General features: G+C 59.4%; 17 protein-coding genes, 1 tRNA gene and 1 pseudogene. 14 read left to right on the forward strand and 5 right to left on the reverse strand.

Annotated elements, in window-relative coordinates:
* Positions 1 to 33 precede the first annotated feature (33 nt).
* A complete protein-coding gene (gene argB, locus RBH71_RS14555) occupies positions 34 to 918 on the reverse strand; it encodes an acetylglutamate kinase (RefSeq protein WP_003514834.1) in 885 nt (294 codons plus the stop codon).
* Positions 919 to 1,278: 360 nt separating this feature from the next.
* On the opposite strand from argB, the gene RBH71_RS14560 reads away from it, so the two are divergent.
* Entirely contained in the window at positions 1,279 to 1,656 is a 378-nt protein-coding gene (locus tag RBH71_RS14560) for a hypothetical protein (RefSeq protein WP_003514836.1), read from the forward strand.
* A 13-nt stretch (positions 1,657 to 1,669) separates the two neighbouring features.
* Here the strand turns inward: RBH71_RS14560 and yihA are convergent, their stop codons facing one another.
* The 4 genes and pseudogenes from yihA to rpmH all read right to left on the reverse strand — a co-directional run bounded on the left by yihA (position 1,670) and on the right by rpmH (position 4,677).
* On the reverse strand, positions 1,670 to 2,323 hold the full coding sequence (yihA, locus tag RBH71_RS14565; protein WP_003514838.1) for a ribosome biogenesis GTP-binding protein YihA/YsxC: 654 nt from the start codon (positions 2,321 to 2,323) through the stop codon (positions 1,670 to 1,672).
* Entirely contained in the window at positions 2,320 to 4,119 is a 1,800-nt protein-coding gene (gene yidC, locus RBH71_RS14570; RefSeq protein WP_003514840.1) for a membrane protein insertase YidC, read from the reverse strand. The genes yihA and yidC overlap by 4 nt, the downstream gene beginning before the upstream one ends.
* A pseudogene (gene rnpA, locus RBH71_RS14575) lies at positions 4,119 to 4,503 on the reverse strand (ribonuclease P protein component). The gene yidC and the pseudogene rnpA overlap by 1 nt, the downstream one beginning before the upstream one ends.
* A 36-nt stretch (positions 4,504 to 4,539) precedes the next feature.
* Positions 4,540 to 4,677 (reverse strand): 50S ribosomal protein L34, encoded by a 138-nt coding sequence (gene rpmH / locus RBH71_RS14580; protein ID WP_013635393.1) that lies wholly within the window; start codon positions 4,675 to 4,677, stop codon positions 4,540 to 4,542.
* Between the two features lie 348 nt (positions 4,678 to 5,025).
* Between rpmH and RBH71_RS14585 the strand changes: the two genes are divergently transcribed.
* From RBH71_RS14585 to pyrC, 13 genes are all read left to right on the forward strand, one after another.
* Entirely contained in the window at positions 5,026 to 7,053 is a 2,028-nt protein-coding gene (locus RBH71_RS14585) for a methyl-accepting chemotaxis protein (protein WP_003514848.1), read from the forward strand.
* A gap of 255 nt (positions 7,054 to 7,308) precedes the next feature.
* A complete protein-coding gene (locus RBH71_RS14590) occupies positions 7,309 to 8,727 on the forward strand; it encodes a sensor histidine kinase (protein WP_034501842.1) in 1,419 nt (472 codons plus the stop codon).
* Positions 8,728 to 8,944: 217 nt separating this feature from the next.
* Positions 8,945 to 9,021, forward strand: a tRNA-Arg gene (locus tag RBH71_RS14595).
* 174 nt (positions 9,022 to 9,195) lie between these two features.
* Positions 9,196 to 10,008 carry a class I SAM-dependent methyltransferase gene (locus RBH71_RS14600; RefSeq protein ID WP_003514854.1) on the forward strand — a complete coding sequence of 271 codons (813 nt, stop codon included), beginning with the start codon at positions 9,196 to 9,198 and terminating at the stop codon, positions 10,006 to 10,008.
* A gap of 217 nt (positions 10,009 to 10,225) precedes the next feature.
* Positions 10,226 to 11,371 (forward strand): ABC transporter ATP-binding protein, encoded by a 1,146-nt coding sequence (locus RBH71_RS14605; RefSeq protein WP_003514856.1) that lies wholly within the window; start codon positions 10,226 to 10,228, stop codon positions 11,369 to 11,371.
* A complete protein-coding gene (locus tag RBH71_RS14610) occupies positions 11,368 to 12,294 on the forward strand; it encodes a carbohydrate ABC transporter permease (protein WP_003514858.1) in 927 nt (308 codons plus the stop codon). Before RBH71_RS14605 ends, RBH71_RS14610 begins: the two co-directional genes overlap by 4 nt.
* Complete coding sequence (locus RBH71_RS14615) at positions 12,294 to 13,115, forward strand: carbohydrate ABC transporter permease (RefSeq protein ID WP_003514860.1); 822 nt, start codon at positions 12,294 to 12,296, stop codon at positions 13,113 to 13,115. Before RBH71_RS14610 ends, RBH71_RS14615 begins: the two co-directional genes overlap by 1 nt.
* Before the next feature lie 42 nt (positions 13,116 to 13,157).
* A complete protein-coding gene (locus tag RBH71_RS14620) occupies positions 13,158 to 14,450 on the forward strand; it encodes an ABC transporter substrate-binding protein (RefSeq protein ID WP_003514862.1) in 1,293 nt (430 codons plus the stop codon).
* Between the two features lie 66 nt (positions 14,451 to 14,516).
* Positions 14,517 to 15,317 carry a phosphodiesterase gene (locus RBH71_RS14625; protein ID WP_003514864.1) on the forward strand — a complete coding sequence of 267 codons (801 nt, stop codon included), beginning with the start codon at positions 14,517 to 14,519 and terminating at the stop codon, positions 15,315 to 15,317.
* A gap of 277 nt (positions 15,318 to 15,594) precedes the next feature.
* Positions 15,595 to 17,091: an acetyl-CoA hydrolase/transferase family protein gene (locus tag RBH71_RS14630; RefSeq protein WP_003514866.1), complete on the forward strand. Its 1,497-nt coding sequence runs from the start codon at positions 15,595 to 15,597 to the stop codon at positions 17,089 to 17,091.
* Between the two features lie 189 nt (positions 17,092 to 17,280).
* Complete coding sequence (locus tag RBH71_RS14635; protein WP_003514868.1) at positions 17,281 to 18,603, forward strand: alpha/beta hydrolase; 1,323 nt, start codon at positions 17,281 to 17,283, stop codon at positions 18,601 to 18,603.
* Between the two features lie 128 nt (positions 18,604 to 18,731).
* On the forward strand, positions 18,732 to 19,769 hold the full coding sequence (locus tag RBH71_RS14640; protein WP_003514869.1) for a 4-hydroxyproline epimerase: 1,038 nt from the start codon (positions 18,732 to 18,734) through the stop codon (positions 19,767 to 19,769).
* 113 nt (positions 19,770 to 19,882) lie between these two features.
* Positions 19,883 to 20,920 (forward strand): dihydroorotase, encoded by a 1,038-nt coding sequence (gene pyrC / locus RBH71_RS14645; protein WP_003514871.1) that lies wholly within the window; start codon positions 19,883 to 19,885, stop codon positions 20,918 to 20,920.
* Positions 20,921 to 20,948 lie beyond the last annotated feature (28 nt).

Consider the following 20,948-nt stretch of genomic DNA (forward strand, 5'->3'; position numbering starts at 1 on the left):
GGACAGGCATTCCCGTCCGCCACATGAACCGTATCAGGGCACGATGAGCGTGCCCGCGCCTTCCGTGAAGATTTCCAGAAGAACGGAATGGGCGGTCTTGCCGTTGAGGATCACCACGCCCTGAACACCGGCCTTGATGGCCTCGATGCAGGTCTCGACCTTCGGGATCATCCCACCGGAAATCGTGCCGTCCTTGATCAGCGCACGCGCCTGGGAGACCGTCAGTTCCTTGATGAGTTCCTTGTTCTTGTCGAGAACACCAGGCACGTCCGTGAGGAACAGGAGGCGGGTGGCGTTGAGCGCACCGGCAATTGCGCCGGCAAAGGTGTCGGCATTGATGTTGTAGGTGGCGCCATCGCGACCGGGAGCGACGGGAGCGATGACAGGGATCATCTCCGACTTGGCAAGCAGGTCGAGCAGGGTGCGGTCGACCTCGACGACTTCACCGACAAAACCAAGATCGAGAACGCGCTCGATATTGCTGTCGGGATCGACGACGGTCTTTTTCGCCTTTTCGGCGAAGACCATGTTGCCGTCCTTGCCGCACAGGCCAATGGCCCATTCGCCCGTCTGGTTGATGAGCGCGACGATCTCCTTGTTGATCGAGCCGGCCAGAACCATTTCGACAATCTCGACTGTCTTGGCATCGGTGACGCGCAAGCCGCTTTCGAACTTCGATTCAATGCCCATCTTCGTCAGCATCGCGCCGATCTGCGGGCCGCCGCCGTGCACGACGATGGGGTTGATACCGGACTGCTTCAACAGGGCGATATCTTCCGCAAAAGCCTTTCCAAGTGTGGAGTCGCCCATGGCATGACCGCCATATTTCACCACGATGGTCTTGTTCTCATATTTCTGCATAAAGGGCAGAGCCTGTGCGAGCAGCCGCGCCTGAGTCTCGCTTTCGGAAGCAGTCATGGAAAAACCTCGGTCTGTGGTTGCGGCCCTTGAGAGCCTTTCATCGCTCTACAGCATCGGCGCAAAAATCGGAATCGATTTTTGCGGTGCAGGATGCGCAGATTCGGCATGTCGATGCGTTAGCAAGGACAGGTGAATGCGCGGGGTGAATGAATGAAGTAACCTCCGGGCCATATTGTGTCGGCGCATAGTAAAATTCCGCTTTTGGGCGGCCTGCGGCGCGTAATAAGATTGACATAAAGCACCAATCGGACCAGCCTTGTGGCGAGCAGGGGAGGGGTTATTCAGCAGGGCGACGGAGGATCGTTGCGCATCGCAAAAAACGATGCTGGCCTGAACGACCGAGGAGTTTGAAAACATATGACCGTACCGGATCGAGACAAGCAAAGCGGTTTGCGGGACGAAGTACTCGCTGGCGAATATGTGCTGGGTGCCTTGCCACCGGAAAGCATGGCGGAGCTTGCAAAACGCGTCAAACGCGACCGCCAGTTTGCGGCCATGGTCAGGCGCTGGCGGGACAATCTGGCGGAAACCGAATATCGCGAAAGAGCGGGCGTTGCAGCCCTGCTTGACAGGGATCCGCTTCGCTCCGGTCTGCCATTCAAGGGCCAGCCGCTTCGCAATGGCAGCATATTCGCCGCGATGCTTCTGGAGGTGTGGAATTCCGTGCGTTTCTGGCGGCTTCTGGCATTGACGGCGATGCTGTGGACCGCCGTCCTGCTTTTCACCATCGCCTGAAGGCGATGGTCTTTTAGAGCGAGACCGTTCGTACGATCTCGGCGCGTAGGCTATCCAGCCCGAAGGATTTTTCCGAAGAGGTAGCGAGAACTTCCGGATAGGCGGCGGGACGCTTGCGGATTTTCTCCAGCGTTTCACTGATCAGCCGGGGAACGCCAACGTCCTTGATCTTGTCCGTCTTCGTCAGCACGACCTGATAGGACACGGCCGCCTTGTCGAGCAGGCCAAGAACCTCCTCGTCGTTCTTTTTTATTCCGTGGCGGGAATCGATCAGCACGTAGACGCGCTTCAGCGTCGCACGTCCACGCAGGTAATCGAAGACGAGCTTCGTCCAGGCATCGACATGGTCCTTCGGCGCCTGCGCATAGCCGTAACCCGGCATATCGACCAGCGCCATCGGCGGCAGGTCGCCCGGCTCACCGGAATAACCCTCAGGAACGAAGTAGTTCAGTTCCTGCGTGCGTCCGGGTGTGTTGGAGGTGCGGGCAAGGCCTTTGTGGCCCACCAGCGCATTGATGAGCGAAGACTTGCCGACATTCGAACGTCCGGCGAAGGCAATCTCCGGCGGGCCTTCGGGCGGCAGGAATTTCATCGCGGGAACGCCGCGAATGAATATCCAGGGTCGCCCAAAGAGGGGCTTTTCGGTTGCCGGGCCGGTTTCACTCATTTCGATTGCACCGGCTTTCGCTTGAATAGCCCTTTGAGATTATCGAACAGTTCGATCTTGGCACCGTGACGCTTCATGATGAGGGCCTGCTGCGAGATCGACAGCGTGTTGTTCCATGCCCAGTAGATAACCAGACCGGCGGGGAACGAAGCCAGCATGAAGGTGAAGATCAGCGGCATCCAGGTGAAGATCATCGCCTGTGTCGGATCGGGTGGGGTCGGGTTCATGCGCATCTGCAGGAACATCGTGATGCCCATGACGAGCGGCCAGACGCCGATCATCAGGAAGTGCGGCACGTCGTAGGGCAGAAGGCCGAACAGATTGAACAGCGAGGTCGGATCTGGCGCGGAAAGGTCGTGAATCCAGCCGAAGAACGGTGCATGCCGCATTTCGATGGTGACGTAGATGACCTTGTAGAGCGCGAAGAAGACCGGAATCTGCAGCAGCATCGGCCAGCAGCCGGCAACCGGATTGATCTTCTCTTCCTTGTAGAGCTGCATCATCGCCTGCTGCATGGCCATGCGGTCATCGCCATGCTTGGCCTTCAGCTCTTCCATCTTCGGCTGCATGCGCTTCATGTTCGCCATGGATGCATATTGCTTGCTGGCGAGCGGGAAGAAGAGAGCCTTGACGACGATGGTGGTCAGCAGGATGGCCACACCGAAGTTGCCAAAATAACGGAAGAAGAAATCCATCATTTTGAACATCGGCTTGGTGATGAAGTAGAACCAGCCCCAGTCGATCAACAGGTCGAACTTCGGAATGGAATATTCGGTTTCATAGCGGTCAACCAGCGGCACTTCCTTGGCACCGGCGAAGACAAGGCTCTTCAGTTCGATGGACTGGCCGGGTTCGACCGTCATCGTGTCGCTCTTGAAATCGGCCTGGTAGCTCGGCTGATTGCCCTTGATGTGCGAGTAACGCGTTTCGAACGGCGTCATCTGCGGCGGCACAATGGCAGCGGCCCAATATTTGTCGGTGATGCCGAGCCAGCCGCCGGTCGCCTTGGCAATCGTTACCGGGGTTTCTTCGACATCCTTGTATTTTTCTTCCGTCAGGCTGCCGTCTTTGCCCGAGACGCCGAGGAAGCCTTCATGGATGACGAAAACGGGCGGTATTGCCGGCTTGTTGTTGCGCGTCACGCGGCCGTAGGTGGCAAAGGAGACGGGCGCCTGCCCGGGGTTCTCGACCTTGTCGTTGACCGTGATCATGTAATGCTGGTCGATCGAAACGGTACGGGAGAAAACGACGCCATTCTGGTTGGTATACTTCAGGGTAACCGGTGTGGTCTCCGTCAGCTTGTCGCCGCTTGCGAGTGTCCACACGGTCGCAGGACCGGGAACGCTGCCGGCATCGGCGCCGCCAACGTAACCGAGTTCGGTGAAATAGCCGTCCTTGGTGTCGGAAGGCGAAAACAGCGTGATGATCGGGCTCGAGTCATCGACGGTCTCATGGTAGCCCTTGAGCCGGATGTCATCGAAGCGGGCGCCGGTCAGATTGATCGAGCCGGCGATGGCGTTGGTGTCGATGGCGACACGCTGGCTTTTTGCAATCGCCTCTTCACGCGTCGCCGTGGCGGCGGCCTGCGTGGAGGAGGCAGGCGGTGCGCCGTCGACGGTCACGCCGGGTGCGGCACCCGGTGCCGGCTGTTGCTGCGTTGTCTGCTGCTGCGCCTGGCGGGCCTCTTCGGCGCGGCGCTGCTGCTCGATGCGCGGATTCATGTAAAGGAATTGCCAGGCGAGGACGATGACAACCGAAAGGGCTATCGCGATGAAGTAATTGCGGTTCTTTTCCATCATTCTTTCCTGGAGCGGGTGTCCTGGGACCGTTTCGGTTTCGCCGTTCCTTCAATTCGCTCGGTAAGGAGAGACTGAAGTTTCGGGAAGGCCGTCTCGAGCACGTCCCTGCGGGCGACAATCACATAGTCATGGCCGGGCTTCATTGCGAGATCCGGCAGAAAGCCTGACGGCTTCCTTGAGACGGCGGCGCATGCGATTTCGCTCGACCGCGTTGCCTTGTCTTTTCGTTACGGTGAAACCGACCCGAGGTTCGGTTTCCGGGGTTTTCCTGTCGAGAACCTCCAGAAGAAAGGTGCCTCCCCGACGCTTTTCCCCCGTCTGCACGGCAAGAAAATCCGACCGGTTTTTAAGCCGGCCGGGCAGTTTTTTTGTCTTGCTCATGTGCCCGCGACTTTCATCGGGCCACAGAGACGGCAATTAAGCCGACAGACTTGCGCGGCCGCGCGCACGGCGGGCTGCGAGAACTTTGCGACCGCCGGCAGTAGCCATACGGGCACGGAAACCATGACGACGCTTGCGAACAAGCTTGGATGGCTGGAATGTACGCTTCGACATTTATTTAATACCGCGGTGTGCGGCCCTTCTTGAATTTGCACTATTTGCAAGAGCGTTTCGTTTTTTGCACGGCTAACCCCGCCTGGGCGAGCTTTTAATGGCCGAGCGTGCGCGGCTTATAAGGGCATAGGCCGAGCAAAGTCAATTGCCGAAGGGGTTTTCGCGCTTCACCTTTTGCGGAAGCGCCATGAAATCGGCTTCGCTCACGGGCGCTGCGCGCGCATTCCGATCGCACGATCGGTAAATTCTGAAATTCTTTCTTAAGGCGGCATTGATAAATGTTGTGACGGGAAAAGTTATGCCAGCTTCCCATTTTCCATCGTGCGGCTGGCTTTTGGGGGAACGAAATTGAGAATTCGCGGTCGTATCAATCTTCTTGTCGGGCTTATGAGCCTTGTGGCCTGCACCATCGGCGGCCTGTCCATATATGCGGTCAGCGAATTTCAGGTGCGCACGGTCGGATACGAAAAGGCAGCGGAGCGCGCCTATAAGGGTGAAGCGCTGAACCGGCTTGTGACTGCGGTCGTCATGGAGGCGCGCGGGGTCTACGCTGCGCCCGATATCGAAAAGGCGGCACCTTTTGCTGATGGCATCGTCAAGAACCTCGACGCCATGGAGAAGCTGATCGCAACCTGGACCCCTCTCGTTCCGGCAGAACAGAAGGCGGCCTTCGACAATCTCTCCAGTCGCTTCAAGGAATTCAAGGCCTTCCGTCTGGAAACGGCGCGGCTTGCCCGCGAGGCCGGCCCGCAGGCTGCCAACCAGCAGGGTAACAACGACGCGAACCGGGCCAACCGCAAAGCCTATCAGGCGGAAATCGATGCTGTCGTGAAGAATGACATCGCCGGGCTTGAAGCCGTCAAGGCGGGCATCGACGGGTTTGTAACGACGACCTTCTGGCTGGTCATCATCGTCACCGGCAGCGGCATATTGGCCGGCGCGGCGTTCGGCCTCTACATCGGAGCGCGGCAGCTGAGCGCGCCCATCCGCAAGGTTTCGGAAGTGATGAATGCCGTTGCGGACGGAAATCTGGACGCGGACGTTCCCTATCTCGGCCGCACCGACGAAATCGGCGAAATGGCAGCGGCAGTCGAAGTCTTCAAGAAGAACGGTCGTGAAGTGCGCCGCATGAATGCGCAGGAAACCGCCATGCGTGCCAAGAGCGATGACCTGCAGGCCGGCATGGCCGTTGTCGTCGACGCTGCGGCCCAGGGCGATTTCAGCCGCCGCATCAACAAGGATTACGGCGACGAAAACCTCAATCGTTTCGCTGCGACGATCAATGCCCTGCTCACCGGCGTGGACAATGGTGTTTCCGAGACCAGCCGCGTCATCGAAGGTCTGGCGCGGGGCGATCTGACGGAAAAGATGGATGGCGAGTTCCGCGGCGTCTTCGCCGAGCTCCAGACCAATGTCAACGAGACGCTGGCCAAGCTGCGGGAGACGATGCGGGAAGTGCGCAGCAGCACGGAAGGCATCAGCGGCAATGCGAACGAATTGCGTTCGGCGGCCGACGACCTTTCGAAGCGGACGGAACAGCAGGCTGCGGCACTGGAGGAAACCTCCGCCGCCCTCGACGAAATCACCGCCGTCGTTCGCAATTCCACGGATCGGGCTCAGGAAGCCAGCACCATGGTTGCCGAGACCAAGCAGAAGACGGCAGAATCCGCCAATGTCGTGCGCGATGCCGTCTCCGCCATGGATCGGATCGAGCATGCCTCGCGGGAAATCAGCCAGATCATCAATGTCATTGACGAGATCGCCTTTCAGACCAACCTCCTGGCGCTGAACGCCGGCGTTGAGGCCGCGCGTGCGGGTGAGGCGGGCAAGGGCTTCGCTGTCGTCGCACAGGAAGTGCGTGAACTAGCGCAACGCTCTGCGACGGCTGCGAAGGACATCAAGGCGCTGATCACAAAATCCGGCGAAGAGGTCGGTCGCGGTGTGTCGCTGGTGCAGAGAACCGGCAGCGCGCTGGGCGAGATCGAGACCCGCGTTCTGGCCATCAACGAACATATCCATTCGATCGCCACGGCGGCGCGGGAACAGTCGACCGGCCTGCATGAGGTGAATACCGCCATCAACCAGATGGATCAGGTGACGCAGCGCAATGCGGCAATGGTCGAGGAAACCTCGGCCGCAACCCACAAGCTGAGCGGTGAAGCGGGCCATCTCGTCACGCTGGTGTCGCGCTTCAAGGTCGGCGTAGAGGATGGTCAGATCCGCTCTCGCGCAGAACAGCCGATGCGGCCCGTGGCGGTGTCCGGAAGGGCAGCGGCCGTGGCCTCTCCGGCACGTAAATTGATGAGCAGCGTCAGCCGCGCTCTCAACGCCCAACCAGCCGCTGCTGTAGCGAACGGGGACTGGCAGGAGTTCTAAGCCATTCCGCCTGCGATTTCGCTTGAGACCGGTTCTAAGTCAAACGCCGCCCTCCCGGGCGGCGTTTTGTTTTTCAGGCGATGGAAACGTTTGTTTTGCAACGCATTTGAAAAATATCTGTTAGGCCCTATTATCGTGCTTGCATATAAACCGAGCCGTTCCACCGAAGCGGCGGCGCGCATACAGGATCAGGGCCCGGTGTTTTCTAAAGGCGTAGACAGCTTGGACGGCACGGAAGACAATCCGGTGCACTGCATGCCGGGATTGACCGGGGGGCTTTCCGGGCGCCTGCTGTTGCTCACCGTTATTTTCGTGATGATTGCGGAAGTGCTGATCTTCGTGCCTTCGGTCGCCAATATGCGCCTTTCATGGCTGCGGGACCGTCTGAACACGGCGGCAGCAGCCGGCGCGGTGATCGATGGCTTGCAGGCCGAATTGCCGCGGAGCGTGCAGAACGACACGCTGATGGCCACCGGGGCGAAGCTGATTGCGCTGCGCAAGGATGGCACATCGCGCCTGCTTGCCGTGGCGGAAACGCCACCCGGGGTCGATGAGCAATATGATCTTTCCGATGTCTCGCAACTGGCAGCGGTGCGGGATGCCTTCTCCACATTGCTGTTTGGCGGCAATCGCGTCATCCGCGTTTTCGATGTGGTCGGAGACAGCGACACCATCATTGAACTCGTGCTGGGTGAAAACAAACTACGGGCGGCGATGCTGGCTTATGCCCGCAATGTTTTCCTGATCTCCATCGTCCTGTCGCTTGTCACCGCCGGTCTCATCTTCGTTTCCATCAACCGCATCATGATCCGGCCCATACGTCGCCTGACGCTCGGCATGCAGCGTTTTTCCGAGGAACCGGGCAATCCCGAGCGGATTTTCGTGCCGGAGGAGGGAAGCGACGAGCTGTCCGTCGCGGGCCGTCACCTGGCCGACATGCAGACGGAGTTGCAGAAAACCCTGCGGCAACAGAAAAACCTCGTGGATCTCGGTCTGGCGGTTTCGAAGATCAACCACGACATGCGCAATATCCTGTCATCCGCACAGCTTATGTCGGACCGGCTGGTGGACGCAAAGGATCCGATGGTCAGGAGCTTTGCGCCGAAACTGCTGCGCACGATCGACCGCGCCGTGGCCTATACAACCGAGGTTCTGGCCTACGGGCAGGCGACGGAGGGCGCGCCGAAACGCAAGACGGTGCAGTTAAGTCTTCTGGTGCGGGATGTGCGTGACATTCTGGCGCTCGATCCGGAAAGCGGCATCGAGTTTCACGATAGCGTGCCGCCCGATCTCACCGTCGATGCGGATGCCGAGCAGCTTTTCCGGGTGATCCACAATCTCTGTCGCAACGCCGTTCAGGCACTGCAATCCGACACGGCGAACGCGTCGCCTCGGCATCTGTCGATTGCAGCCCAGAGGGCCGGCAACGTCGTCAGCATCGTGATAGACGACAACGGGCCGGGAATGCCGCGCAAGGCGAAAGAAAACCTGTTTTCCGCCTTCAGGGGATCGGCCCGCTCCGGCGGCACCGGTCTCGGCCTCGTGATTGCGCGTGAACTTGTGCTTGCCCATGGCGGCACGATAGCGCTTGTCGAAAAACCCGGTCCCGGCACGCAGTTTCGCATCGAGATCGCCGACCGCGCCGCCTCCGTACACGCCGCTCGAACCGCCTGATGACTTCGCCTGAACAAGGTCCTGCACAATCGCCGCACCTCCCGGAATATGCGCCCCATATGGCCACTCAAAAATACCCTTGATGGAATTTATAGTATAATCAATAAGATATATGAATTGCTGCGGAAAAATGACAATTTCGAAACGAAATCGCTTGCAATCGGAATGAGGACGTTTTAGAGGATCGCCACGCCACCGGAAATGACCGGAACGGCACGCACCCGTAGCTCAGCTGGATAGAGCACCAGACTACGAATCTGGGGGTCAGGAGTTCGAATCTCTTCGGGTGCGCCATTTCTCTTCCCGCAAAAACACTATGATACGGCCTTTGCCGAAGCCTGTTTGTCGTGTCGATAGAATATCGGCACCGTTGGCATATCCGTAAAACCCACGTGGCCGAACAGATTCCGAATTTCCCGTATATGTGCTAAAGTTCCGGGGTCATCAGCTGACCGCAGGGTGAAAGCCATGTTGGAAACGGACAAGGTTTTTGCCGGCTCTATCCCGGAAAACTACGACCGCTATATGGTGCCGTTGATTTTCGAGCCATTCGCCCGCGATCTGGCACGGCGGGCGGCGGCGTTGACGCCGATCAATGTTCTGGAAATCGCCGCAGGTACCGGGGTTGTCACGCGTGAACTGGCACCAGGATTACCGCCCGCCGCAAACTATGTCGTGACAGACCTCAACCAGCCGATGCTCGACTTTGCGGCGTCGCGCCAGGTGCCCGACAATCGCATCCAGTGGCGCCAAGCCGACGCTCAGGCGCTGCCGTTCGAAAATGCTGCTTTCGATCTCGTTATCTGCCAGTTCGGTGCGATGTTTTTTCCCGACCGCCCGTCTGCCTATCGCGAAGCGAAGAGGGTGCTGAAGCCCGGCGGCCATTATTTATTCAACGTATGGGACCGCATCGAGGAGAATCATCTCGCGAATGAGGTGACGAACGCCCTTGCAAGCCTGTTTCCCGACGATCCGCCGCGCTTCATGGTCCGCACCCCGCACGGCTACCACGATACGACATTGATTCGTGGTGAGCTGGAAAGTGCCGGCTTCTCTCGGGTGGTGATCGAGACGATAGCGGCGCAAAGCCGTGCATCGTCACCGCGCATTCCTGCCATCGCCTATTGTCAGGGAACCGTTCTCCGGACCGAAATCGAAGCCAGAGCGCCGGGAAAACTTGAAGCCGCGACGGACTGCGCCGCATCCGCCATTGAAGCGCGCTATGGCAGCGACGAAGTCGTCACCAAAATTCAGGCTCATGTGATTCTTGCAGCCGTTTAGAAACCGGGCCCGCGAGGCTCGCAGGGCCGGTGAACAAGCGTCGAACTCGGATAGTCGAACTGCCCCCTGATATTAGCGGTTTTTTGTGAAGGTCGGCATCGCAAGGCGTGGCGATGAGCCGGGATTGCCGGGCTTTTCAGTGTCACGGAACTTTCTGCAAACCTTCGTCATATTGTCATACAATATAAGCATATGCGCTCCAGAAAAGGAGCGCAGAATGACGCCACAATCACTTGAACTTTCGGGTATCGGAAAAGGCTTTGGAGCTGACGATGTTCTGAAAGAGATCGATCTTTCCATCCGTCCCGGAGAATTTTTGTCCCTCGTCGGCATGTCCGGCTGCGGCAAGTCAACGCTGCTGCGCATCATCGCGGGGCTGGAAACGCCGGATCGCGGTTCGGTGACGATCGGCGGTCAGGATGTGACGGAGATCGATCCAAGTGACCGCAATCTGGCGATGGTGTTTCAATCCTACGCGCTTTATCCGCATATGAGCGTGCGCCAGAACATCGCGACGCCGCTTCGGATGCGACGTCTGCCGCTTGCTGCACGCTTGCCGCTGATCGGAAGATTTGCGGCGCCTGCCGAAACTTTGCGCCAGATCGATGCTGCCGTCGAGCAGGCGGCCGAGACCCTGCAGATCGCGCATCTGCTGGACCGCAAGCCGGCCCAGCTTTCAGGCGGCCAACGGCAGCGCGTGGCGCTAGCCCGGGCACTGGTGCGCTCGCCTGCCGCATTCCTCATGGACGAACCACTCTCCAACCTAGATGCAAAGCTTCGCGCCCACATGCGCGAGGAGCTTGCCGGGCTGCACCGGCGGTTGGGCGCGACGTTTATCTACGTCACCCATGACCAGATCGAAGCGATGACAATGTCGGACCGCATAGCGCTGATGTCGGAAGGTCGTATAGAGCAACTGGGCACGCCGGACGAGCTTTACCGGAAACCGGCGACACTGACGGTTGCGCGCTTCATTGGCACGCCGTCGATCAACCTGCTGCCGGTGGAAATCGATGCTGGAGGTAAGGTCACGGCTTTCGGTCGCGATCTTGGCGTCGAGGCTTCTGGTCGTGATGCCGGCCCGGCGACGCTTGGTCTTCGCGCCGAGGATTTGCGCCCGGGTGCCGAAGGCTTCGCAGTGCGGGTGACCCGCAGCGAAACCCACGGCGCGGACCGTTTCGTGAACTGCCGTCTTCTGAGCGACGAGACCGTCGCCATTACCCTGCGTCAGGCCGCGGGCGAGGTGTTGGGCGCCGATGAGAACGGCGTGATGAACCTCGGCTTTGCGCCGGAGCGCGTGCATCTTTTTGCCGCGGACGGCCTGCGTCGCAAGACGACGGTGCGTGAAATGGTGCCGGCATGACGGCGGTTGATTTTTCCTCGGCCACGCGCGCAAAGTCTCGCCCGCGCCTCTCGAAGGCGGACCGGCGGATGATCTGGCGTGGCCTTATGTTCGCGGCACCGGCAAGTCTGCTGCTTTTGGCGATCTATATCGTTCCCATATTCGTTCTGGCCGGTTTTTCCGTCACAGATTACAAGCTCGGCGCACTCTCCACCCGCTTTGTGGGTCTCGACAATTTCGTGAAGGCTTTCCACGACCCGGTCTTCCTGCGCGCGCTGGCGAATACCGCCATTTATGCGGTCATCGTCATTCCCTTCGGCGTGTTCCTGGCGCTCGGCGTGGCTTTGCTCGTTTATAATCGCAAGCGCAGCCGTGCCTTCTGGGAAGTCGCTTATTTCCTGCCCGTCACCGCAACGCTCGTCGCCATGGCGACCGTGTGGCAATTTCTGCTGCATCCTTCGCTTGGCCCGGTGAATGCGGCGATCAAGTGGTTCGGCTTCGAGCCCGTCGCGTTCCTCTCCAACCCGGTCCTGCTCATTCCCACCATGGCGCTGATGGGTGTCTGGCAGGTTCTGGGCTTCAACATGGTGCTGTTCCTCGCCGGCCTCACCGCCATTTCGAAGGATCTGCACGAGGCATCGAGGCTGGACGGCGCGAAAAACCCGATCGACCGGTTCCTGACGGTGACTTGGCCGATGCTGGGGCCGACGACGATGTTCGTGGTGGTCACCACCTCGATCTCGGCCTTCAAGGTGTTCGAGACGGTTGCCGTGCTGACCAAGGGCCGCTTCGGTTCCGAAACCCTGCTTTTCGACCTCTATCTTGAAGGGTTCGAATATTCCAACACCGGTTATGCCGCCGCGCTGACGGTGATCTTCCTCGCGATCGTGTTGATCCTCTCGATCGGCCAGACGCTGCATATGGACCGGAAGGTGCACTACTGATGGCCGCGCTCCGCAAATACTTCCCGCATCTCGTGCTGGCACTCGGCGCTTTCGTGATGCTCCTGCCGTTCTACTGGATGATGTTGACGTCGATCCGCTCGCCTGCGGAAATATTCGACGTCTCGCTCTGGCCGATCCCGGCGAAATTCGATGCCGTCGAAAACTATACCCGCGCAGCGAGCCAGGTGCCGATGGCACGTTTCATGCTGAACGGCGTCATCGTCTGCGTCGGTATCCTCGTCGTACAGGTCCTGACATCGGTGCCGGCGGCCTATGCGCTGGCGAAGCTCAGGTTTCCGGGCCGCAAGCTGCTGCTGGGTCTCATCATCGCGGCACTCTGCGTGCCAATTCAGGCACTTGCCCTGCCGCTTTTCGTCGGTCTGGCGAAGACGGAACTGCTGAACACCTATTTCGCGATGATGATGCCGTTCTTCCTGTCGGTCTTCGCCATCTTCCTGTTCAACCAGTCCTTCCGCAGCTACCCGGATGAAATCATCGAAGCGGCCCGCATGGATGGTTTTTCGGAAATGGAGATTTGCTGGGGACTGGTGCTGCGCGGCTCGCTGCCTTCGCTCGCGGCTTTCTCGATCTTCTCGCTCGTCGCCCACTGGAACGACCTTTATTGGCCGATGATCGTGGTCTCCGACACCAATCTCGCCCCGCCCCCGCTCGGCATGATGCTTTTTGCGGATGTCGAATCCGGCGCCAATTACGGTGCCCTGATGGCGGGCGCAACACTGATTACCGCGCCAATGGTGCTGTGCTTCCTCCTCGCACGGCGGCATTTCATCGCCGGTATTACTATGACCGGCGTCAAGTGACGTCGTTCGAACTCCTCCTCCCAACCCATTTTGGAGAATGACATGAAAATCAACCGACGCGCTCTGATGGGCGGTCTGGCACTCGGCGTGGCGTTTGCAGGCCTCGCAACGCCGGTTCTTGCCAACGAAATCACGCTGAACGTTCTCTACAACCTGCCGGGTTTCACGAAATTCCATCAGCCGCTGGCCGATGAATTCATGAAGAAGAACCCGGATGTGAAGATCAACTTCCTCGCTCCGGCCGCAGGCTACAATGAAGGCCAGCAGCAGGTCTTGCGCTCGGCCGTCACCGGCAATCTGCCCGATGTTTATTTCTCGGGTTACAACCTGACGGCGGAACTGGTGCACACGCTCGCACCGCGCAACCAGATCACCGATCTTAGCCCATTCATCCAGGCTGAAGGCGGTCAGGCCTTCCTCGACAAGAACTACAGCCCGAAGATGGCAGCTCTCGGCCAGATCGACGGCAAGCAGTACGGCCTGCCGGTCAACGCTTCCTCGCCGATCATCTACATCAACTCCGACCTCGTCACCAAGGCTGGCGGCGACCCGGACAAGATGCCGACGACCTTCCCGGAGCTGATCGCTCTCGCCAAGAAGATCAAGGCACTCGACCCGAAGTTTGCGGGCATGAGCTACGACATCAATGGCTGGCCGGATGACTGGTTGTGGCAGGCGCTTGTTTTCGAACAGGGCGGCAAGCTCGTTGACGAAAAGACCAAGACCGTTGCGTTCGACAACGAGATCGGCCTCAACGCCCTGAAGATGACCCGCCAGTTCGTCACCGAAGGTGGCCAGAACCTGCTCGACTGGGACCAGTCGCGCCAGCAGTTCGGTGCAGGCCTTACCGGCTTCATCTTCTCAACCCCGGCCCACGTTCAGACCATCACCGGCCTGGTTGGTGACCGCTTCAAATTGAAGACGGCAACCTTCCCGCTCGACAACAAGGAAAAGGGCGGCGTGCCGACCGGCGGCAACTCTGCCGTTATACTGACGCAGGAAAAAGCCAAGCAGCATGCTGCCTGGAAGTACCTGAAGTGGATCACCGGCCCCGAGGCGCAGAACACCATCGTGCGCATCACCGGCTACCTGCCGACCAACAAGCTGGCAACCGGCGCCGACTTCCTGGCTCCCTATTACGCCGAGAACCCGAATGTGAAGACAGCTTCGCTGCAGGCTGATCGTTCTCTGCCGTGGGCCGGTTATCCCGGTGGCGATTCCGTCCGCATCTGGCGCACCCAGCGCGATATCATCGGCACCGTCATGCGCGGTGAAGTGTCGCCGGAAGCTGGCCTCAAGCAGATCGTCGAGCAGACCAACGCCCTGCTGAAGTAAGCGACACCATGGAAAAGGCTGCGGGAACCACATTCCCGCAGCCATTTTTATGCAGAAAGACCGACAATGAAGATCATCCAGATTACAGACACCCATCTTTTGCCGCCAGGCATTGCGATAAACGGCGTGGATCCCGAGAAGCAGTTGCGCGCGGCGATATCAGATATTGTCGAAAAACACGCAGACGCCGACCTTCTGGTGATGACGGGCGATCTTTGCAATTACGGCGAGCCGGAGGCCTATGAACTCCTTCGCGACATTTTGGCGTCCGTGTCCTTGCCCGTGCGGTTGATGCTCGGCAATCACGACCGCCGTCCGGAATTCGTGGCGGCCTTTCCCGAACAGCCAAGGGATGAAAACGGCTATATCCAGTCCTTTATCGATACCGAATTCGGCCGGCTGCTGTTTCTCGACAGCCACGAGGCCGATGTCATCGGCGGCATGTACGGTGCGGATCGCCTGACATGGCTGGACAAGGCGCTTGAAGGCGCTGGCAACCTTCCCGTGACGGTTTTCCTTCACCACCCGCCAATGGATTGCGGTATCCGGCATTTCGAAAACATCGGCATGCATGATGACGGCGCGGTTATGCAGCGTCTAGGCAGACATCCGGCCGGCGTGCGCCATATTGTTTTTGGCCATATCCACGTTCCGATGGCGGGCACCAGCGCTGAAGGCATCGCCTATAGTTCCGGCCAGGCCTGCGCGCATCGCTTCATCACCGATATCAAGGTTGTCGATCCCCTGTGGACCGGCGGCAACCCCTGTTACCGGGTGATCAGCCTCGGTACATTCGGCATGCGTGCCTATGATGTCGAAGTAGGGCAGGTCGTGCTGGGTCAGGCCTCCGCATGCGAAGGCCCCTGATTGCGGGCAATAGCTGAGGCAACCCTCCGGTATGCGACGAGGCGATCCATACGCCTCATCAGCGGTTGCGGTCGGCTGCGATGCTGCGATGGCCCTGCAGCCTGTCGCGCCGATGCGCCACTTGCGGTCTGTCGATCAGATTTGATGGATCAAAGCCATGGTCCCGTTCACACCCTTGATCTATGTCAGTTTCATCGTTGAAACTCCGCGCCATAGTCACTGGTGAGGTGGCCAGCCACGTGACGCGCCATCTGGAATGCAGATCATGGAGAAGTGCATGCTTGAAAAGCGTATCCGCAACGCGTCCCTCTTGAACAGGATCGTCAGCGCCGAAGAGGCTGCCGGCCTTATTCAGGATGGCATGACGGTGGGCATGAGCGGCTTTACGCGGGCCGGCGAAGCAAAGGCGGTACCGCTGGCGCTGGCCGAGCGTGCGAAGACGCACCCGATGAAGATCACCCTGATGACCGGTGCATCGCTTGGCAATGATCTCGACAAGACCATGGTGGAGGCGGGCATGCTGGCGCGCCGTATGCCGTTTCAGTCCGACCCCGCTTTGCGCAAGGCGATCAATGACGGCAAGGTGATGTTCATCGACCAGCACCTTTCTGAAACGGTCGAGCAATTGCGCGGCGGCCAGATCCACGGTGTGGATGTGGCCATCATCGAGGCGGTTGCGATTACGGCGGACGGCGGTATCGTGCCCACCACATCCGTTGGTAATTCGGCGAGCTTTGCCATTCTGGCTGAAAAGGTCATCGTTGAGATCAATCTGTCGCAACCCGACGTTCTCGAGGGGTTGCATGATATTTTCATCCCCGCAAAACGCCCGACCCGCATGCCCATTCCCGTGGTGGCAACGGACAGTCGCGTCGGTCTGCCGTTCATTCCGGTGCCGCCGGAAAAAATCGCCGCAATCGTCCTGAGCGACAAGAGCGACAGTTTTTCGACGGTGCTGCCACCTGATGACGAGACCAAGGCGATTGCTGGCCATCTCACCGAATTCCTGCTGAATGAGGTCCGTCATGGCCGCATGACCCACGAACTCCAGCCGTTGCAGGCCGGTATCGGCACCATCGCCAATGCCGTCATGCACGGTTTCATCGATACGCCGTTTCACGATCTCAAAATGTATTCGGAAGTTCTGCAGGATTCGACCTTCGAGCTTTTCGACGCGGGCAAGCTGACTTTCGCTTCCGGTTCATCGATCACGCTCTCCTCTGCCATGAACGAACGGGTCATGCCGCGACTGGCCGATTACAAGAGCAGGCTGATCCTGCGTCCGCAGGAGGTCAGCAATCACCCGGAGGTCATCCGCCGCCTCGGCATCATCGGCATCAACACCGCGCTGGAGTTCGATATTTACGGGAACGTCAATTCCACTCATGTCGGTGGCACTCACATGATGAACGGCATTGGCGGCTCGGGGGATTTTGCCCGCAACGCCTACATGTCCATCTTCGTCACCAAGTCGATTGCCAAGGGCGGCGCCATCTCCAGCGTCGTGCCGATGGTCAGCCATGTCGACCATACCGAACATGATGTGGATATTCTGGTCACGGAAATCGGGTTGGCCGATCTGCGCGGCCTTGCTCCGCGTGAGCGCGCTGCTGTCATTATCGCAAATTGCGTGCATCCCCACTATCGCGATGCCCTGACGGACTATTTCCAGCGAGCGGTGGCACGCGGCGGACATACGCCGCACCTCATTGAAGAGGCGCTGTCCTGGCACAATGCCCTTCGCGAAAGGGGCACGATGCTGCCGCAGCGATAGAACTCGCCTGCACGTCACAATCACGTCTCCCGGCTCCGCAAGGCGGGAAAATTGGGTCTGTTTGGACACACCGGCGCGGAAATCTCCGCGCTTGCGCGATGGTTGCTGGCGCGGCAGTTCCGCCTCCGGTAGAAATTCCTGTCCTCTGGCCGCTATCCGGCTGCCTTTGGGTTGCAGGAGAATGATGTGATGCCCATCCGCTTCGTAGCCATAATCGCGATTGTTGCCCTGCTCGCTGGCTGCGGGGGGCGTCCCATCGGGGTCATGACGCCAACAGGGCAGACCGTGGCGGGAACCACGCCCGTCAATCTCCTGGTTGCCACCACGCGAGCGCCCTCGGACAATGCCGCCGTGCTTTTCGGCGGCGAACGCGGAACCGGCTTGAAGGTCGATGCCGTCACCATCTCCATTCCGCCCAAGGCCAACCGCAAGGTCGGGCAGGTGCAGTGGCCGAAGAAGCTGCCGCCTAACCCTATGAAGGATTTCACCACGGTGGCGGTTGAGCCTGTTCGTTCCGAAGCGGAGACGAAAAGCTGGATCAGCAAACATATCCATAAGGACCGCCGCGTTCTGGTCTTCGTGCACGGTTTCAACAATCGTTACGAGGAATCGGTCTATCGCTTTGCGCAGATCGTCTATGATTCCGGCTCGGATGTCGTGCCTGTGGTTTTCACATGGCCGTCACGGGCGAGTATTTTCGACTATAATTACGACAAGGAAAGCACCAATTACTCGCGCGATGCGCTTGAGGAAATGCTGACCCGTCTGGCAAAGGACAAATCGATCGGCGAGGTCACGGTCATGGCGCATTCCATGGGCACATGGCTTGCCGTGGAGGCGCTGCGCCAGATGGCCATCCGCAACGGCCGCGTCGATCCGAAGATCAGCAATGTCATTCTGGCAGCACCAGATCTCGATGTGGACGTGTTCAGCCGGCAGTTCGCCAGCTTCGGCAAGGCGCCGCCGAAATTCACCCTGTTCGTCTCGCAGGATGATCGTGCGCTCAGCCTGTCGCGCCGCATTTCCGGCAATGTCGACCGCCTGGGCCAGATCGACCCTTCCGTCGAACCCTATCGCAGCCAGCTGGAAAAGGCCGGTATCACTGTACTCGATCTGACCAAGCTGCAATCCGGTGACCGGTTGAACCACGGCAAATTTGCAGAAAGCCCTGAAGTCGTGCGCTTGATCGGCGACCGCCTCATTGCCGGCCAGACTGTGACGGATTCCGATGTCGGTCTGGGGGAGGCGCTGGGCGCGGTCAGCATCGGTGCCGCGCAAACGGTTGGAACGGCGGCAAGCGTCGTGGTCAGCGCGCCCATTGCGGTGTTCGATCCGCGCACGCGTGAAAATTACGGCAGGCAGGTGGAGAGGCTCGGTCGCTCTGTCGAAAACACCGTCGGATCGGTTGGTGATACGGCCGGCTCCGTGGTGGACGATCAGGCAGTTCAGTCTTCGCGAGTGAATTGCGACGCCGCCGCCAATCGTAACCGGGCGGAGTGCCGAAATCGCTAGATCATGATGAGAACTGGATGGCGAAAACCATAAGCGATTTTCGCCATCCAGCTCGCGCAGATTTGTATACAGCTTGTATTTTTACCTATATGGTCGGGTCAACAGCTCAACTTCCGGAGTAAGATCCCATGCGTTGGAAACGCACCCTGCAGCTTCTCGATGTTCATTGCGAAGGCGAAATCGGCCGTGTCGTCACCGGCGGCGCGCCGAAAATTCCCGGCAACACCGTGGCCGAGCAGCTTGACTGGATGAATACCGATCCAAAAGGGGAAGCCCTGCGCCGCTTTCTGACGCTGGAGCCGCGTGGCACGCCCATGGGGTCAGTCAATCTTCTGCTGCCGCCGAAACACCCGGATGCCCATACAGCCTTCGTCATTCTCCAGCCGGATCAGGCGCATGCCAGTTCCGGCTCCAATTCCATCTGCGCGACGACAGCACTTCTGGAAAGCGGCATGGTGGAGATGCAGGAGCCGGAAACGGTCGTCATTCTGGAAACGGCCGCCGGTCTGGTCAAGGCCACCGCCACCTGCCGCGACGGGCGCTGCGAAAAGGTCAAGCTGACCATGGTACCGTCCTTCGTGCATGAGCTGGATGTGACCATCGACACGCCCGAATGGGGTAAGGTGACGATGGATATTTCCTATGGCGGCATCTTTTACGCGCTGGTCGATGTGCGCCAGATCGGCCTGACCATCGAAAAGGCCAATGCAGCGAAACTGGTTGCTGCGGGCATGATCCTCAAGGACCTCGTCAACAGTGAAATGACGGTCGTGCATCCCGAAATCCCCGCCATATCAGGCGTGGCCTATGTGATGTTCCGCGATGTGGATGCCGATGGTTCCATCCGCACCTGCACCACCATGTGGCCGGGCCGGGCGGATCGCTCGCCCTGCGGTACCGGCAATTCCGCCAATCTCGCCACGCTTTATGCGCGCGGCAAGGTGAAGGTGGGAGACGAATACAAATCCCGTTCGATCATCGGTTCGGAATTCGATGTCGGCCTTTCCGCCGTCACCGAAGTGGCAGGTCGTCCGGCGGTCATTCCCACCATTGCCGGCCGCGGTTTCACCTTCGGGCTGCACCAGGTCGGCCTTGACCCCTTCGATCCCTTTGCGGACGGCTTTGCCATGACGGATGTGTGGGGTCCCGAAGCGTGCGGCATCTGAGGCTCGCTTCAAAAAAATGACATTTACAGCCGCCCGATGCCTCTCGGCGGCTGTTTTCCTGTGACGAAAGATGCTAAGCGGGCGCCAATTCCGTCATGCTCCGAGGTATCCCGATGAAGTCGCTCACCCTTCGCCGCCCTGATGACTGGCATCTGCATCTGCGCGATGGCGCCATGCTGGAAGGCGTGATCGGGGATACGAGCCGCCATTTCGCCCGCGCAATCATCATGCCGAACCTGGTGCCACCGGTGGTCACCTGCGCCGATGCCCGCGCCTATCGCGAACGCATCGTCAAGGCCATTCCTGCGGGCGACCGTTTCGAGCCGCTGATGACGCTTTATCTCACCGAGGACACGCAGGCCGACGACGTGGAAGAGGGCAAGAAAAGTGGCCTTATCACCGCCGTGAAGCTCTATCCGGCCGGCGCGACCACCAATTCCCACGGCGGCGTGCGCGATTTCAACAAGGCGATGCCGGTTCTGGAACGCATGGCGAAGATCGGCCTGCCGCTTTGCGTGCATGGCGAGGTGACGACGCCGGAGGTCGATATTTTCGACCGCGAGAAAGCCTTCATCGACACGGTTCTGGAGCCGCTGCGCCAGCGCCTGCCTGAACTCAAGGTGACGATGGAGCACATTACCACCCGCGATGGCGTGGACTACATCAAGTCGTCCAAGGCCAATCTCGCCGGTTCCATCACCACTCACCATCTCATCATCAACCGCAACGCCATTCTGGTCGGCGGTATCAAGCCGCATTATTACTGCCTGCCCGTCGCAAAGCGCGAGGAGCACCGGTTGGCACTCCGTGCGGCCGCGATTTCGGGTGATGCCCGCTTCTTCCTCGGCACCGATTCCGCCCCGCATGTCGATCCGCTGAAGGAATGCGCCTGCGGCTGCGCCGGCATCTATACCTCGATCAACACCATGAGCTGTCTTGCGCATGTCTTCGAGCAGGAAAACGCTCTCGACAAGCTGGAAGCCTTCGCTTCCCTCAACGGCCCAGCCTGGTACGGGTTGGCGCCAAATGAGGAGACCATCACGCTGGTGAAGCGCGAGGAGCCGGTGTCGTTTCCCGCCAAGATCGAGACGGGCGCCGGGCCGGTGACCGTATTTGATCCGATGTTCCCGCTTCATTGGGACGTGAGCTGATTTTTTTAATGACCGCCGGCACTGCCGG

This window comes from Rhizobium sp. AN68 (genome assembly GCF_030758035.1).
Taxonomy (GTDB): Bacteria; Pseudomonadota; Alphaproteobacteria; order Rhizobiales; family Rhizobiaceae; genus Agrobacterium; species Agrobacterium tumefaciens.